This window comes from Butyrivibrio fibrisolvens (assembly GCF_023206215.1).
Lineage (GTDB): Bacteria > Bacillota > Clostridia > Lachnospirales > Lachnospiraceae > Butyrivibrio > Butyrivibrio fibrisolvens_C.
The window spans coordinates 3,593,973-3,609,475 of record NZ_CP065800.1; the positions used below are offsets into that span (position 1 = coordinate 3,593,973).

The 15,503-nt window shown below is 39.3% G+C and carries 14 protein-coding genes; 4 read left to right on the forward strand and 10 right to left on the reverse strand.

Going from position 1 to position 15,503, the window contains the following annotated elements; genetic code table 11:
- Nucleotides 1–362 precede the first annotated feature (362 nt).
- Nucleotides 363–1,763, reverse strand: a complete 1,401-nt coding sequence (locus tag I7804_RS14990; RefSeq protein WP_022753035.1) for an MATE family efflux transporter — start codon at nucleotides 1,761–1,763, stop codon at nucleotides 363–365.
- A 408-nt stretch (nucleotides 1,764–2,171) separates the two neighbouring features.
- On the opposite strand from I7804_RS14990, the gene I7804_RS14995 reads away from it, so the two are divergent.
- From I7804_RS14995 to I7804_RS15005, 3 genes are all read left to right on the forward strand, one after another.
- Nucleotides 2,172–3,035 carry an AraC family transcriptional regulator gene (locus tag I7804_RS14995; RefSeq protein ID WP_248404037.1) on the forward strand — a complete coding sequence of 288 codons (864 nt, stop codon included), beginning with the start codon at nucleotides 2,172–2,174 and terminating at the stop codon, nucleotides 3,033–3,035.
- Nucleotides 3,036–3,264: 229 nt separating this feature from the next.
- Nucleotides 3,265–4,614 (forward strand): TrkH family potassium uptake protein, encoded by a 1,350-nt coding sequence (locus I7804_RS15000; protein ID WP_110074267.1) that lies wholly within the window; start codon nucleotides 3,265–3,267, stop codon nucleotides 4,612–4,614.
- Nucleotides 4,615–4,664: 50 nt separating this feature from the next.
- Entirely contained in the window at nucleotides 4,665–5,324 is a 660-nt protein-coding gene (locus tag I7804_RS15005; protein ID WP_110072813.1) for a potassium channel family protein, read from the forward strand.
- 213 nt (nucleotides 5,325–5,537) lie between these two features.
- On the opposite strand, the gene I7804_RS15010 is transcribed toward I7804_RS15005, so the two are convergent.
- The 8 genes from I7804_RS15010 to I7804_RS15045 all read right to left on the reverse strand — a co-directional run bounded on the left by I7804_RS15010 (nucleotide 5,538) and on the right by I7804_RS15045 (nucleotide 14,267).
- Nucleotides 5,538–6,770, reverse strand: a complete 1,233-nt coding sequence (locus tag I7804_RS15010; RefSeq protein WP_248404038.1) for a hypothetical protein — start codon at nucleotides 6,768–6,770, stop codon at nucleotides 5,538–5,540.
- A 217-nt stretch (nucleotides 6,771–6,987) separates the two neighbouring features.
- On the reverse strand, nucleotides 6,988–8,058 hold the full coding sequence (locus tag I7804_RS15015) for a TRAP transporter substrate-binding protein (protein ID WP_248404039.1): 1,071 nt from the start codon (nucleotides 8,056–8,058) through the stop codon (nucleotides 6,988–6,990).
- Between the two features lie 11 nt (nucleotides 8,059–8,069).
- Nucleotides 8,070–8,549: a hypothetical protein gene (locus I7804_RS15020; RefSeq protein WP_248404040.1), complete on the reverse strand. Its 480-nt coding sequence runs from the start codon at nucleotides 8,547–8,549 to the stop codon at nucleotides 8,070–8,072.
- A 168-nt stretch (nucleotides 8,550–8,717) separates the two neighbouring features.
- Nucleotides 8,718–10,013: a TRAP transporter large permease gene (locus tag I7804_RS15025; protein WP_110072810.1), complete on the reverse strand. Its 1,296-nt coding sequence runs from the start codon at nucleotides 10,011–10,013 to the stop codon at nucleotides 8,718–8,720.
- Nucleotides 10,010–10,534, reverse strand: a complete 525-nt coding sequence (locus tag I7804_RS15030) for a TRAP transporter small permease (RefSeq protein WP_092041225.1) — start codon at nucleotides 10,532–10,534, stop codon at nucleotides 10,010–10,012. Before I7804_RS15030 ends, I7804_RS15025 begins: the two co-directional genes overlap by 4 nt.
- 171 nt (nucleotides 10,535–10,705) lie before the next feature.
- Nucleotides 10,706–11,833, reverse strand: a complete 1,128-nt coding sequence (locus I7804_RS15035; protein ID WP_110072809.1) for a TRAP transporter substrate-binding protein — start codon at nucleotides 11,831–11,833, stop codon at nucleotides 10,706–10,708.
- 230 nt (nucleotides 11,834–12,063) lie between these two features.
- On the reverse strand, nucleotides 12,064–12,807 hold the full coding sequence (locus tag I7804_RS15040) for a response regulator transcription factor (RefSeq protein ID WP_092041231.1): 744 nt from the start codon (nucleotides 12,805–12,807) through the stop codon (nucleotides 12,064–12,066).
- Entirely contained in the window at nucleotides 12,792–14,267 is a 1,476-nt protein-coding gene (locus I7804_RS15045; protein WP_248404041.1) for a sensor histidine kinase, read from the reverse strand. The genes I7804_RS15040 and I7804_RS15045 overlap by 16 nt, the downstream gene beginning before the upstream one ends.
- Before the next feature lie 94 nt (nucleotides 14,268–14,361).
- On the opposite strand from I7804_RS15045, the gene I7804_RS15050 reads away from it, so the two are divergent.
- Entirely contained in the window at nucleotides 14,362–14,700 is a 339-nt protein-coding gene (locus tag I7804_RS15050) for a cupin domain-containing protein (RefSeq protein ID WP_022758691.1), read from the forward strand.
- 265 nt (nucleotides 14,701–14,965) lie between these two features.
- Here the strand turns inward: I7804_RS15050 and I7804_RS15055 are convergent, their stop codons facing one another.
- Nucleotides 14,966–15,445 (reverse strand): S-ribosylhomocysteine lyase, encoded by a 480-nt coding sequence (locus I7804_RS15055; RefSeq protein WP_248404042.1) that lies wholly within the window; start codon nucleotides 15,443–15,445, stop codon nucleotides 14,966–14,968.
- Nucleotides 15,446–15,503: the final 58 nt, after the last annotated feature.

A 15,503-nucleotide genomic window follows, 5' to 3' on the forward strand; every position in this document is an offset into this window, starting at 1 on the left:
ATAGTTTATAATGCATTTTCATATCTTGAAGGTGTTATAATTCAGGGCATGATATCTGGATTTTTATATTCTAGGGTCTGAAACTCGCTTCGCTCAGACATGCAGACCCTAAGAAGAATATAAAAATCCATCTCTCATGCTCCTGAATTTTATAACACCTTCAAAAGATATGAAAATGCATTATAAACTATCCGCATCGGCGCTGCCTCAAAGAGTGGCGTATGTTTGGCAAGTGCGAAGTTTGAATTATAAAATAAAAAGCAGCACTCCGGTATTCGAAGCACTGCCATTAACAGTTTTTATTATAATTTGCTGCCTTGTAGTTAATTATTCTATAACGATCATTAACATGTATCTCAGATTTACCTGATTATAGCCTTTGGAACAACCAATTTCAGTCTTCTTCTGCGCCCTGACTCTGATTCTATTCCATGCTTCCATACTCCGCTAAAGAATCTCATCATACATACGATACTGGTAAGTGCCCATGTAGCAGAAGTTGTAACCCATACAGACCAGAATCCAAATAGTCCGAAGAAAAGAAATACATTAGAGAAAATAATCCTGCCTGCAACCTCAGTTATTCCATTGATCATTGCAAAACCTGTATCACCACAGCCATTTAAAAGTGATCTTGGAACATAGATCATACCAAGTGCCAGATAAAAGGGACTTGTGATCCTAAGCGCCATAGAGCTCATCTTGATAACTGAAAGGTCCGATACGAAAATTCTGGAAATATTGTCTCCAAACAAGAACATGACTGCGACCATAACAGCGCTGAATATAGCAACTATGCCTGCAGACTGCCAGAATCCTTTTTTGACTCTGTCGATCTTCCTCGCACCTATATTCTGCCCCGCATAAGTCATAAGGGCTGTACCTATTGAATTATAGGGCTGCTGAACCAGCTGTTCCACACGACTTGTAATAGTGAATGCTGCTACAACATTTTCACCAAAGCTGTTAACTACGCCTTGAAGCACCAGACATGATATAGCGATCATTGATGACTGAAGAGAGAGCGGAACGCCAAGACGGATCTCCTTCTTGATATAATCCTGATCAGCTCTGATATTTCCTTTTATATCCTTAAAATACTGTACTCTTCCAAAGGCATATATATAAGCAATTATTGCAGATGCATACTGAGAGATGATAGTTGCAAGCGCTACTCCTACAACTCCCATTCCAAAGTTAAGAACCAGCACAAGGTCAAGCACGATATTCATGATACTTGAAAAGATTAGAAAGTATAGAGGTGTCCTTGAATCTCCAAGAGCTCTTAAAGTAGCTGCAACACCGTTATATAAAGTAATCCCCAGTATTCCAAGGCATGTAACTCTTATATATGCAATAGAATCATTGATTATAGTAGAAGGTGTATCAAGTAGCCTTAATAGAACAGGCGCAAGAAAAAAAGCTATAGCCATGATAGCTACAGATACTATAGAAAGCACATAGAACGAGCTTGCAATAGTCTTACGTATCCCCTCATCATCTTTGGCTCCAAATCTATGTGATACAAGTATTCCTACACCGTTTGAAAGTCCAAAGCTAAGAGAAAAGAATAAAAAGTTCATAGAACCGCATGCGCCAACAGCAGCCAGCGCCGTCTTGCCGACATATTGTCCCACAACTATAGAATCCACCATATTATAAAGCTGCTGAAACAGGTTACCTATTACAAGCGGAATAGTAAAAACAAGGATATGCTTTAAGGGACTTCCAAAAGTCATATCTACCATCTTGTATTTCTGCATATTAAACCTCCAAGGTCTAGCAATCTGTGAACGCATTTGTTCAAATACAGATTATATGCGCAATAATTAGTAATAACTCTCTATTTTTAATTTTTTTGCTCATTTTTTATTATTATTTCTTCAAAATCTATGTATCTTTTAGCTAAAACAGGGTATCATTTATAGCAGGGTCTGTTGTAGCAAAACGACAGAACCTTTATTTTAAAAGCTTTTTGCAAATTTCAATGGGACTGTTTTATACAAAATAGCTCATAATAAAAAATAGGCATTATTGTATTACTTAGACTTTCCACTTGCGTTATGCTGCATAGCATCCTTGGAGGATTGGTATAGGTTCACTGTTAGCATTTGGTCAGCGTGTCTTTGCAAATTCCCTTCTGAACATAACTTTTGATGTGGAGATATTGTATGGAAAATATACAGGAAATATTGAATTTAGATTTTGATGTAAATGTAATACCTAGGGAGAATTATCCGCTTAACTACCCTATTCACTGGCACAAGGAGATAGAGATAATCTACTATCCTTTTTATAATGCTACTGATATTAATCCTGTTACGGAGATATCCGGTAAGGAGTATGAGCTTAGTCCTGGGGATATTCTTTTGATATGGCAGGGGGAGCTTCACACGACTATCAAGAATCCTGACAAAAAGCTTATTGGTTTTCAGTTCGACTCAGCTTTATTGCAAAGTCTAACTGACTTTATTCCTTATATTCCAAAGCTAAGGCGTCTTCATCATCTTAAGAGCAGCACGCATATAGATCTTGTTATGAGTCTGTCTTCTTATCTTGATGATATCTGTGATTTGGACAAGGATCAGGAATCTTTTTATAGAGTGGAGAAGATTATAAATCTTCTTAAATTCATGACCACTTTATCTAAAGAAGCTGATAATGCCTATGATGCATCCATGCAGGTTCCGGGAAGTTTAAGTCTTGACGCACTTTACAAGATTCAGAGATCCTGCGTATATATAACCAAAAACTGCAGTGAGGATCTGTCACTAAACGATGTTGCATCTATGGCAGGTTTTAGTCCCAACTATTTCTCAAGGATGTTCAAAGAAACTACGGGCTACAATTTCGTAGAGTATCTTATGATAGAGAGAGTAAGGAAAGCCCAGAGATACCTTGGGGATAACTCTATTCCTATCACAGAGGTTGCTTATCTGTCTGGTTTTAAGAGTATATCCACCTTCAACAGGGTCTTCCATCAGATCAAGAACTGCTCTCCAAGGCAGTTTCGAAAGTATATGGTCACTGTATGATAAGCATATAAGTAGTCACTTTCTTTGCTCGTGACATTAGGTTAAGTTTGGTGATGACTTATAAGATGCCGTGCTATATAATATTTGAGTTATGACTATATTAGTGTTCTATCAGATTTTAGATCTGACAGTTTTCTTGTTTTAGAATATATTTATGAAGTCATACGAATCATTCCTTTGGGGGAGAAGTTTTGAGAGTTATAAATGAAAATTACAAAAAAGGATCAAGATGACCTCTACGCAGATCATTGTTCTTGGTTTTCTTCTTGCGATCTTTATAGGAGCAGGGCTTTTAATGCTTCCTTTTGCTACTGCAAGAGGGCAGCACACAGGCTTATCTACAGCGCTATTTACCGCAACAACTTCCATATGTGTTACAGGTCTTGTAGTTGTAGACACCTTCTCACACTGGTCTATCTTTGGACAGATCATAGTACTTATCCTGATACAGATAGGTGGTTTTGGTGTCATCACTCTTTATTCAGGATTTGTGATCCTTATGAAAAAAAGGTTCTCACTTAGTACCAGGCTCCTTATCCAGGATTATTACAACCTAGATTCCATACACGGTCTTATCAAATTCCTAAAAAGAGTCATAAAGGACACTTTGAAAGTAGAGGGCGTGGGAGCTCTTTTCTACTGCTTCGCTTTCATTCCTAAATTTGGATTTTTCAAAGGTTTATGGATATCTATATTCAATGCAGTATCAGCCTTTTGTAATGCCGGTATGGATGTTATAGGTCCCAATTCACTTATTGATTACAACACAGACATTTTTATAAATGCTGTTACTATCACACTTATAGTCCTTGGCGGTCTTGGATATGTTGTATGGTTCGATGTAATAGAAACAGTCAAGCTTAGCTATAAAAGAGGTTACAATTTCAAGATCTTCTGGAAGAAGCTAAATGAACATACGAGACTTGTTATAAATCTCACACTCTTTTTCCTCATATCCGGAACACTTCTGGTGCTGGGATTTGAGTGGAACAATCCTGATACTATAGCTAATCTTCCTCTTGGCAATAAGATACTGACCAGCTTCTTCCAGTCCGTCACCTTCAGAACAGCTGGATTTGCAACAGTTCCGCAGGATGCACTTACACCATCAACCTGCCTTATAGGCTGCATATACATGTTCATAGGCGGATCCCCGGTAGGTACTGCCGGTGGTATCAAGACGGTTACTATATTCGTACTGTTTCTAAATGCAATATCTTTTATCAGAGACAGGAACGAAGCTGTTGTCCTAAAAAGAGCAGTATCTCCGGAGCTTATTAATAAGGCAACAGCCATTATCACATCAAATCTTATCATCACGATCGTCCTTATACTTGCACTTATGCAGACTGCGCAGATTTCGCTTTTGTCTGCCACTTATGAGATATTCAGTGCAACAGGAACTGTAGGTCTTTCAAGAGGTCTTACATCAAGGCTGAATCTGGCAGGCATGACTGTAGTTATGATAGGAATGTATGCAGGAAGAATAGGACCTATATCCATGGCACTGTTCTTCAGAACATCCCATGCAGACAAAAATGACATCAAGTATTCAAACGGACATTTTATTGTAGGTTAATATATAAAAAAGAACAAAAGATATATAAGAGATATAAAGAGGTATTCATCATGAAATATAATTCATTTGTAGTATTCGGACTTGGTAAATTCGGGCAGGCAATAGCTGACAAGCTTCTTGAAAGCGGCGCTGATGTTATGGTTGTAGACAATGACGAGGACATCATCGAGCAGTACTCAGCCAAGGCAACTTCTGCTATAGAAGCTGACCTTACAGATCCTACAGCTATCAAAGCTCTTGGTATATCCAATATAGACTGTGCTATCGTATCAATGGGTATGAGCCTTGAAGCCAGCATCATCTGCACCATGGTATCTAAAGAGTGCGGAGTAAAGTGGGTAGTAGCCAAGGCAGGAAGTGAGCGAATGGGCACAGTACTAAAAAAAGTCGGTGCCGACGAGATCATCTATCCAGAAGAAGAAAGCGGCATAAGAACTGCAAAAAGACTCATTGCAAGTAACTTCCTTGAATACTTCGACATAAGCAATGAACTGTGTCTTGTAGAGATGGCCCCAAAGGATAAGTGGGTTGGCAAGACTTTAAAAGAACTAAACTTAAGAAAAAAATACGGAGTCAACGTAATCGCCATAAAGGACGGCATAGTCAAAGAATCCATAGATCCTGATGAGCCGCTCAAGGCTGAAAACCCGCTGATCATGATCCTTCATAAGAACAATCTCCCTAAACTTGATAAAGGAATAATGCTTTAAAAAGCCACCAGTGTACCGGCTCATTCATATTCGATTGGAGATAATCTTGAATTGAATTGAATTGAATTAACTTATGAACTAAAACTTCCCACTTGGACGGACCGGCATCCCCAAGTGGGAAGTTTTAGTTACTTTGATCATGCCATACGGATCATGAATTCATATTCGATTGAGAATAATCTAGAATTGAATCAACTTATGAACCTTACGTCATCATATAGATACATCAACAGAGCCGGATGAACCTCCGGAATCCACAAACACAGCTGCTACAGACGGCGCTCCTCCAGGGTCCGGACCAGCTCCTTCTATAGCGCTCATACCTGCTCCTCCCATCGTCATCGGCATCTTAAAGCCTGTGCCACTTCCCATAGAATGCGTGATTCCTGCTGCCTTCTTATCTTCCATATGCTTGAACATTCCCTTTAGATAATCCATATTGGCCTTGGCTATAGCCTTATTTTCAGATGCTCTGTGCTTTTTCTTTAGTTCTTCAAGATCTTCCTTACTCATATTTGGATTAGCTATCTCCATCTCTTCAAGCATCGCCATAGTTTCTTCAAGCATCTCAAGCTCTTCTTCACCAAACTCAGATATCATCTCATTGATAGAAGCAAAAGCTTCATCAGATGCTTCCATCCCGCTTTCTCTGACGCTATCTACAACTTCAGCTATCATATCCTGCCTTGCTTCAAATATAGCATCTTCCTGCTTTTCTACTTCAAGTTCTGCAGCTTCTGTCATCATAGATTTAAGATCCTGAGTCTGATCCTCTTCTTTATCCATATTCTCTTTGCGCTTCTGAGAATGTTCTACGAATTCTTCAAGTTCTAAATGATGCTTTTTCTTCCTGGCAGCCATCTCCATTCTCTTAGCATGAGTAAGTGCCAGCTGCAGCTCTTCCGGGTCTCCTTCGCCTCTTCCTATCATACGCTTAACTTCAAGGACTTTTCTCTTAGCACTTAGTACCGCCTGACCTGCGCTCTGAGAATTCTTTGCCCTAAGTATCTTATTAGCAACGTCTTTATAGTTATACTTTTTTATTACAAGCTCTTCTTCATCCTCTTCTTCATCAGGTGCTCCGGACATTTTGAGGAAATCATCCACGTAGTTCGAAGGCTTAGGATCCAGTATTCCAGTCTTTTGAAACTGCTCTCTTTGCATCTGCTTCATCTGATCCATATACTCTTTTTGTCTTTGCTCCTTTTGCATCTGACGAAGACTGTCTCTTATCTGTTTGAGCTGATCTTGTTTACGCTTTTTGGCATCATCATTTATTCCATCAGCTACTTTGTTAAAAGAATCATCCCCTAATGATTTTGCATTTGAAGACGCAAAAAGACCGGAAGCATATGAGGACACACTTCGTCCGCCATTACTTCCGGTTTTTAACATATTATTGCTATAAAAAGGCGAATACGCCTCAATCCTAAAACCACCTGCCATAATATCTACCTCCATGTAGAAAAACCTTAAATCCATTTTAAAGGCTGACTTTAGAGTCAAGTCATCAGCAGGGCATACCTATACTTATCTCTTCATATATATCGGATAATATATGTTATTTCTTAACACTAGTTACTGACAAAATGCTTAAATCTCATCGTGCCAGTACACTAACTTTCACCTAATCGGTGGCTTATCCCAATTACGAAACAGTAAGTCAGTATTCCTGAATCCTATTTATCAGATCCATATAATCGCTGCAGTATTTCTCATATACACCTTCAACAGCTTTTTTAAATCTTTCTTTCTCTTCATCAGAAAGATATATTATATGGCAGCCTCCATCCATGACACGTTCAAGTGATACTTCTTCTCTTTCCTTCCAGAGCTGCCTTTCGTACATGGCTGATTCTCTGGCACAGGATACTATGATATCTTTTTCTTCATCAGTTAATTTATCATATGTAGTCTGCGATATGAGCTGCAGTTCAGGAATTCTGGTATGTTCATCGACTATATAATATGAAGCGACCTTGTAATGCTCCATAGACTCATAACTTGATAAGTTGTTCTCAGCGATATCTACGCGGCCTGTCTGCAAGGCAGAATAGACCTCATCGAACATAGTAGGATAAGGTATCGCTCCAATACTCTTTATAATATCATCCATGATATCCGAATCCTGAATACGTACCACTTTGCCGCTCATATCTTCAAGACAGTTTATAGGCTCATCTGAATAGAAATTCCTGACACCTGCATCATACCAGGATAGTGCTACCATGCCTGTTCCATCAAATGAGTCCATTATCTCCTGCCCTATATCTCCGTCCAGAACCTTCCACATATGATCCGCATCCTTGTATAAATATGGCATGACAAGGACATTGGCTTCATCATTGTACTCGGTAAGGCCTGACATAGATGCTCGTATGAAGTCCAGTCCGCCTCTTGTCAGCTCTCTTACAAGATCAGGTTCATCTCCAAGCTCCGAATCCGTATATACTCTTATCTGGATCCTGCCCTTAGACCTCTCATGGACAAGATATGCAAATCTGAACGCCCCAAGTGATGTAGGATAATCCTTGGCCTGATTCTCTGCATAAGAAAAAACGTACTTGGGATTAACATCCTTATATTCTTCACATATAGTCCTGTACTGAGGTAGAACATCATCTCCTGTATCTGTCTTTCCACATCCCATGATCAGTCCTGAAACAAATCCCAGGATCAGCACTATACATACAAATATTCTTATTTTATTGTATGAAAAAAGATCTTTTGCCATACAGCATCTCCTTAGAAAAGCACCCTCTGCTTTCTTCCTTGGATATAATTATACAATTCTTTTCTTTGACCCTTTAAGATCCTGTCTGTAAGAATATATGCATGCTGACCATCCGGAACAGGAATCAGTACAAAGGGTCTGTTTATAGTTGCCTTATAGTCCTTCCATTTTATCATCTGACTATGACTATTAACACTTATATGCATACCGGCATCATCAAAATAAAGCAGTGTCTCATCTTTGATGCTCTCTGCCTGAGCAGACGACCTTATGTATATAGTTGCAGGCTGTATCACAGGAAAAAGGCAAAGCCCAAATACCATGATCCCTTTAAAGAACAAATGAGCATCACTCCATCTGGCAACTATAAGCACCGCCATGGCAACTGTAAATATGATATTTACAAGTGCAGTCCACTGACTGTATATATTACTCATATTGAATATAAAATAATCACCCTTGGTATTCCTGAACTTATATTCAAATTTCATATTCTCTTTTCTCCGCATTTTAATAATTTGCTGTTTTATTATAAAAACGTTTTATTTTAAAAATATTTGTTTGATCAAAATGTTTTTTAATGCATAGGCCTATTAAAATAGACTCCCAGCCTGTGGCAGCCGGGAGTCATGATCATAAAAGTTCCAAATCAATCTCTATTAGTATCCAAGCAGGTTAGGTATTACAAGACTGATGGCAGGAACAAATGTAATGAGGATAAGTGCAATGATCATCATCACATAGAATGGTAACTGAGCCTTGACTACCTTCTCCATCGGCTCTTCAGCTATAGCTGAACCGATGAACAATACTGCTCCTACAGGTGGAGTCAGAAGTCCGATACCACAGTTAAGTACCAGCATGATTCCGTACTGGATAGGATCAATGCCGATTGATGTAGCGATCGGTAGAAGGATTGGTGTTGATATCAGGATGATAGGTGCCATATCCATGATCATACCAAGTACCAGAAGTATCACATTAAGAAGGAGGGCGATCACATAAGGATTGCTGGATACTCCTGTTATAGCCTTGGCTGCAATTTCCGGAACATGAAGAGTTGTAAGGCAGTAACCGAATACATTGGATGTTGCTATTAGTATTAAAACTATAGAAAGAGTATCAATACAAGAATCAATTACTTTCCATACACCTTTCCATGTAATTCCCTTATAAACATAAATACTTACAAGAAGTGAGTAGATAACTGCAATAGCCGCAGACTCTGTAGCTGTAAATACGCCGGCTACAACTCCCACTACTACTATCAGTATAGCTGACAGTGCCCAGATAGAAGTCCTGAACTCTCTTCCTAGTCTCTTAAGGCTGAACTTCTCTCCCTTGGGATAATGTCTTTTTTTAGAAATGATATATGATCCAACCATAAGACATACTGCAAGAAGTGCTCCCGGAAGATAACCTGCAAGGAAGAGTGATCCAACTGATAATCCGCCTGCGGTAGTTGCATAGATTACCATGTTGTGAGATGGCGGAACCAGCATACCTTCTACTGAAGATGAGATAGTAACTGCTGTTGAGAAGTCCTTGTCATAACCTCTGTCTACCATCATAGGTATCTCAAGTGATCCAAGAGATGCAGTATCAGCTGCTGCAGAACCGGATATTCCTCCAAAGAAATAGGATGCTACAATGTTGACCATTGCAAGTCCACCTGTCATCCAGCCTACACAGGCGTCTGCCAGATTCAGAAGTTTTTCAGAGATACCACCCGATCCCATCAAAACGCCCATCGTGATAAAGAACGGTACAGCCATGAGGGAGAAAGAGCTGATACCCTTGATCATCTGCTGTGACAATGTTGCAAGCGGAAGACCCTGATATGCAAGGCATAAAAGAGATGATATCGCAACCGAATATGCAATCGGGAATCTCAAAAATACCATTACAAGGAAGCTGATAAGAAGGAGTGCGATAGCTGTAGTATTAATAGTCATGCCTTAACCTCCTTTGTAAAAAATCTCTCAATATCAAGAACGATCCTCTCTATTTCAAAAAATATCATGGCAATTCCTGCAAGAGGAACAGGAAAATACATCCAGAATTTAGAAAGCCAGGGCATACTGATGTAAGTTCCCTTAGCGCCGATCGACAGAGCATACTCCCAGCCAATGACCAGCATGATGATAGCAAGTATCAGCACTGCAACATCAGCCACAAGATCAAGAGCTACGATCATATTCTTGGGAAGATATCTGTCAAAAGAAGTCATTCTGATATGTGCATTTCTCTTTATCGCAAGTGCAGCTGATAATACTGCCATGTAAGCCATAAGTGTGAGAATAAGTTCCTCACCCCAGTTTGGAGCGGGAATAGCTGTAATATAACGAGCAAGAACGATCCAGCTCGTGATCAAGATATCCGCAACCAGGAGTATCTTACAGATATTAAGAAATATCTTGTATACCAGCTGGTAGATGGGTTCTATTTTTCGAAGTCTATTAAAAATTTCAGGCATATGATAACCCCCAATCGTAATACATAAAAATCTTTTTTATCAGGCCAGGTCAACTATTATGATCCATCAACCCCAATATTCAGGCCCCGGAATTTATTTCATGACATTTATATAAGTATTGCCATACAAGTGCCATAAATCATCCGAGGCCTGAAACTTTTTTAAAAAATATTATTTTGCCATATCAAGGATCTGCTGATAGATATCTGCAAGATCTCCTGTTGCATACTGTTCTACGATTGGCTTACAAGCTTCCTGCCAAGGAGTCTTATCTTCAACTTCAATGATGGTACGTCCATCTGCTTTGAGCTGCTCGAGAACTTCATTCTCTTTCTGCTCAGATACTTCTCTGCAATAATCTGATGCGATCTTACCTGCATCAAGGATTACCTGCTGCTGATTCTCTGTGAGCTCGCCCCATGACTTCTCTGTGATTATAGTCATCATAGCGCCAAGTGTATGTCCGTCCATTGTAAGGTTTGGACCAACTTCATCAAAGGAATTGGACTTATAGTTAGCAGTTGGCTGCTCAGCTCCGTCAATTGTTCCATTCTGAAGTGACTGATATATCTCTGACATAGAAACAGGTGAAGGTGTTGCTCCAAGATTCTGAACCATTGCTGTCATAACAGGGTCATTGGATACACGGATCTTCATATCCTTCATATCTTCAGGAGATGAGATTGGCTTATCAGGTGCTGTGAAGAAATGACGGAAGCCCTCTTCACCATAGTACAGTCCCTTAACTCCAAGACCTATCTCGGATGACTGATTGAGGAAGTCCTGAGCAAGATCTGAATTAGCAAATGTCCAGAAATGATCTCTATCCTGGAAAGTGTAAGGAAGTGAAAGAAGTGTTGCCTTGTCACATCCGTATGAATTAAGTGCAAATGCTGAAATACGGCAGATATCGACTGTTCCTGTTCCGCCAAGCATACCATCAAGGATGTCTGCTTCTACACCCAGAACACCGCTGCCCTGAAGATCAATCGTAATAGAACCGCCAGACATGGCTTCTACTGCTTCTTTAAATTTGGTATCCATAGCTCCGCAGATAGTTCCTTCAATAGGATTAACCTCTGCCATAGTAAGAGTTACAGCAGGATCAGCAGCTGCTGCTTCATTAACCTCATACTCTGATTGCTCCTCAGATACATTAGTATCTTCTGTATTCTCTTTTACTTCCTGTGAAGTGCCCTGACTGCCTTCAGTCTGGGCAGGAGCATTGAGGCCGCAGCCTGACATCATGGCTACTGCTATAGATGCGCTCATAAGTGCACTGAAAAGTTTTTTTCTCATTTTGTACCCTCCCGTTATTATGTAGTTTGTTTTACAAGCACATTATATAAGCGGGAAATAAAGGTACAAAATAGCAATATTTTTACATCGGGTAGTAAATTTTGAACTTTAATTAATTATTATGTATAGTTTAGATAATATTCTTTTGATAAATATGTTGAATATGCACAATTTTGAAAGCTTTTTGATTTTAACTCTTTATAATTCATAAATAATCTGATGAAGTTATCTCACTGATCCGTAGTCCTATATTCACTCGGAAGAGCCTTCATGACTCTTTTAAATACCTTGGTAAAATAGTTAGAATCCTCATATCCGACCTTTTTACCTATTTCCTTGACGCTCATACCGGTTGTCTTTAAAAGCTCAACTGCCTTTTTGATCCTATAATCAGTCAAAAAGCTTATAAAACTCTCACCAAAGTGCTGTTTGAATAATCTGCAAAAATACACTTCCGAATAAGCAAACTTATCAGCCATAACCTGAACAGACAGCTCTTCTCCATAGTGATCTTCTATGTATCTTAAAATAGCATCTGCTGTACTTGCCTGTGATCTGGAGCCTTCTTCATAGCTTTCAATCTGTGAAGATGATTTTTTTAGTATACTGACTCTCATGGCTTCTTCGACAGACAATACCAGTTCCTTGTCATCGCAAGGTTTTAACAGATATTCAAGTGCATGAACAGAGATAGCCTTCTTGGCATAATCAAATTCATTAAAAGCAGTAAGGAATATTATGCTGCAATCACTCCCCATCTTCCTTATAGCCTCAGCAGCTTCAAGACCATTCATCCCGGGCATCTCGATATCCAGTATCAGAAGATCTGCTTCGAACTGCCTGAATTTATCAACTACTTCTCTTCCGTTTTCTGCAACTCTTATCTCGCACCTGTCCTTAAAATTGTCGATGAGTTTTTTTCTAAGGACCATTCTCTCTATCATTTCGTCATCTGCTATCAGTATCTTATACATATAGTCACCGTTGTTCCTTTGTTCATAGTACTTTCCACTATCACTTCGCTGTCATTATAGAGGCTGTTGATCCTCTTTTGAACATTGTACAGTCCTATTCCTGCATGTTCCTGGGTTACGGAGATTGATTTGGCATTTAATTCATCAACCTTGTCCCTGGACATACCTGCTCCTGTATCCATAACTTTTATATATAGGGTATTGTCCTTCTTGTAAGCACTAAGTTCTATCCTGCCACCCTCTTCTATATGAGCGATTCCATGAACTATTGAATTCTCAACAACAGGCTGCAAGAGGAATGCAGGTACCGTTATACTTGTCGTATCGAGATCATCAGCTATATTTTTGATATACATAAGCCTTGATCCAAATCGCATCTTCTGAAGATACATATAGTCATCGATGATGCTGATCTCCTGGGACAATGATACAAACTGCGAACTGGTCCTTAGATTATATCTAAAAAGATGTGAAAGGCTCTTAATCATCTTGTTGGTCGTTTCTGCATCTTCAAGTTCTGCCATTCCGGATATAACATTTAGAGTATTAAAAAGAAAATGCGGATTGATCTGGCTCTGCAAAAGATCGAGTTTGGCAAGGCCAAGCTGCTTCTCTATTTCCAGTTTCTCCATCTCTTCTTCATGGATACGGTCAGTCAGTTCCTTATTCTCTTTGAGAGTAGTTATATGCTCTGACATGGCATGCTTCATAATATTGAAGGTATCTACAAGTTCTCCTATCTCGTCCTCATTGGACACCTTGATATCCTCTTTATCAAATCTTTTCTCAGAGATATCATGAACACCTCCGGCCAGCATCTTGAGCGGCCTTGTAACAGTTGTCGACAGAAGTCTTCCAAAAGCGATAGTAAGAAAAAGAGCTGCAACGCTTATAACAACGAGAACAAACGGAAGCCTGTCTATAATAACCTCTTTCATTGAATACAGAAGGCTTCCCTCTTTGACAGTGATCTTGGTAAGATCCTGAATATATGAGTAGATGCAGTTCTGCATGTCATAAAGATCATAGATCTTCTGATTGAGCTCTCCCATCAAGACCTCATCAAGAACCTCATTTCTCTGAGATTCATAATAGTCGTAGGCATTGATGATCCTCCAGGTTCTTGCATATCTCTCGGATCCTATATCCCTGTACGAATAGGGAAGCCCTGTGATACAGGCTCTTGTATGAAGGCATGCCTTCTCATAATTTTCTTTGTTGGTATCTATATCATTTCGAATATATTTTTCCAAAGCTGCATTCTCTTCTTCAAATGCAGTCTGTACATTAACACATTTGCTAAGATCAGATTGAACCTTGCCTAGGCCTTTTACTGATCCTCCGATTATAAACATGTTGAAGACACCTACCGCGATCACTATAGTTATGATGGTAAGTGAGTATATCCTTGTTTTTCTTTCAATTGAGAGCCTTAGCCACAGTTTTTTTGCTACATTCATATTATTTATTTCTGGTTCAGATTTTCCCTTTATTATTCCGAGCATTTATGCTTACAATATTTCATAATACTAATTTAACTTGGAGGTTTTCAGTATGAAAAACGACAGATGGGTATTCCACAAAGATGTAGCGCCTACAGATCTTGGCAACGGCGTAGTAAGGCGCGTACTTGCTTACAGCGGTGATGTAATGACCGTTGAGAATCATTTTGAAAAAGGCGCTGTAGGTGCTCTTCATCATCATCCCCACACCCAGATCACTTACGTAGTAAGTGGAAGATTCGAGTTTGAAATAGATGGCGAAAAGCATATTGTAGAAAAAGGCGACACGCTTCTAAAGACAGACAGTGTAGAGCATGGCTGCGTATGTCTGGAAGAAGGTATCCTTTTGGATATCTTTACCCCATATCGTGAAGATTTTGTAAACGACTAATGTGCTGACTTGTTCATATCTGATCAAAGATGAATGAGTAAGTACACTAGTATCTCCCCTCAAAATTTACCACTATAAAATAGCACGTTTCCTGTAAGAAGAAAAGACTCTCGTTTTAGAACAGATTCCTGCGATGCAAGTTTCCATTCTAAATCGAGAGTTTTTTCATGATCCTTATTTATTTATGATCTTTATTATTTCAATGCCCTATATACCAGTATCAGATAACTGGTATAAGTTTTTTTCTAAAGGCATCTGCTATAGTTTACTCCGGATATACCAGCTGATCTTCGCTTATGTTATAGAGCACATTATCCAGGTATCTAGCTGCAAGAAAGTTAGCCATTGCAAGGTTCTGATCCAGATAATTGCCGCAGTCTCTTGCCGCTGCCCCAGGGATATCACCTTCAAAATCTCTTATGAATTCAAAAAGTCTTGTAAGAAGGTCCACAATATCCCTGCTATCAAGATCTCCTGCCAGAACCAGATAGAATCCTGTCCTGCAGCCCATAGGGCCAAAATATATGGTCCTATCACCAAACTCCTCATCATTTCGAAGAAATGTTGCACCAAGATGCTCTATCGTATGTATTTCTGCTGTATTCATAACAGGTTCCTTGTTAGGTGCTGTCATGCGAAGATCGAAGGTTGTGATCACTTCCTCTCCTACAGTATCCTTACGTGATACATACACGCCAGGTACTAGTTTTAAATGATTAACTGTAAAGCTTGCTATCTTTTCCATGTCATATCCTTTCTCATCAATTGTTTACTACCGCTCACACTTGAACAGACAAGCATCC

Coding starts and splice junctions, on each gene's coding strand:
- I7804_RS14990 (WP_022753035.1), bottom strand. CDS start 1,763: ATGCAGAAATACAAGATGGTAGATATGACTTTTGGAAGTCCCTTAAAG.
- I7804_RS14995 (WP_248404037.1), top strand. CDS start 2,172: ATGGAAAATATACAGGAAATATTGAATTTAGATTTTGATGTAAATGTA.
- I7804_RS15000 (WP_110074267.1), top strand. CDS start 3,265: ATGACCTCTACGCAGATCATTGTTCTTGGTTTTCTTCTTGCGATCTTT.
- I7804_RS15005 (WP_110072813.1), top strand. CDS start 4,665: ATGAAATATAATTCATTTGTAGTATTCGGACTTGGTAAATTCGGGCAG.
- I7804_RS15010 (WP_248404038.1), bottom strand. CDS start 6,770: ATGGCAGGTGGTTTTAGGATTGAGGCGTATTCGCCTTTTTATAGCAAT.
- I7804_RS15015 (WP_248404039.1), bottom strand. CDS start 8,058: ATGGCAAAAGATCTTTTTTCATACAATAAAATAAGAATATTTGTATGT.
- I7804_RS15020 (WP_248404040.1), bottom strand. CDS start 8,549: ATGAAATTTGAATATAAGTTCAGGAATACCAAGGGTGATTATTTTATA.
- I7804_RS15025 (WP_110072810.1), bottom strand. CDS start 10,013: ATGACTATTAATACTACAGCTATCGCACTCCTTCTTATCAGCTTCCTT.
- I7804_RS15030 (WP_092041225.1), bottom strand. CDS start 10,534: ATGCCTGAAATTTTTAATAGACTTCGAAAAATAGAACCCATCTACCAG.
- I7804_RS15035 (WP_110072809.1), bottom strand. CDS start 11,833: ATGAGAAAAAAACTTTTCAGTGCACTTATGAGCGCATCTATAGCAGTA.
- I7804_RS15040 (WP_092041231.1), bottom strand. CDS start 12,807: ATGTATAAGATACTGATAGCAGATGACGAAATGATAGAGAGAATGGTC.
- I7804_RS15045 (WP_248404041.1), bottom strand. CDS start 14,267: ATGAATGTAGCAAAAAAACTGTGGCTAAGGCTCTCAATTGAAAGAAAA.
- I7804_RS15050 (WP_022758691.1), top strand. CDS start 14,362: ATGAAAAACGACAGATGGGTATTCCACAAAGATGTAGCGCCTACAGAT.
- I7804_RS15055 (WP_248404042.1), bottom strand. CDS start 15,445: ATGGAAAAGATAGCAAGCTTTACAGTTAATCATTTAAAACTAGTACCT.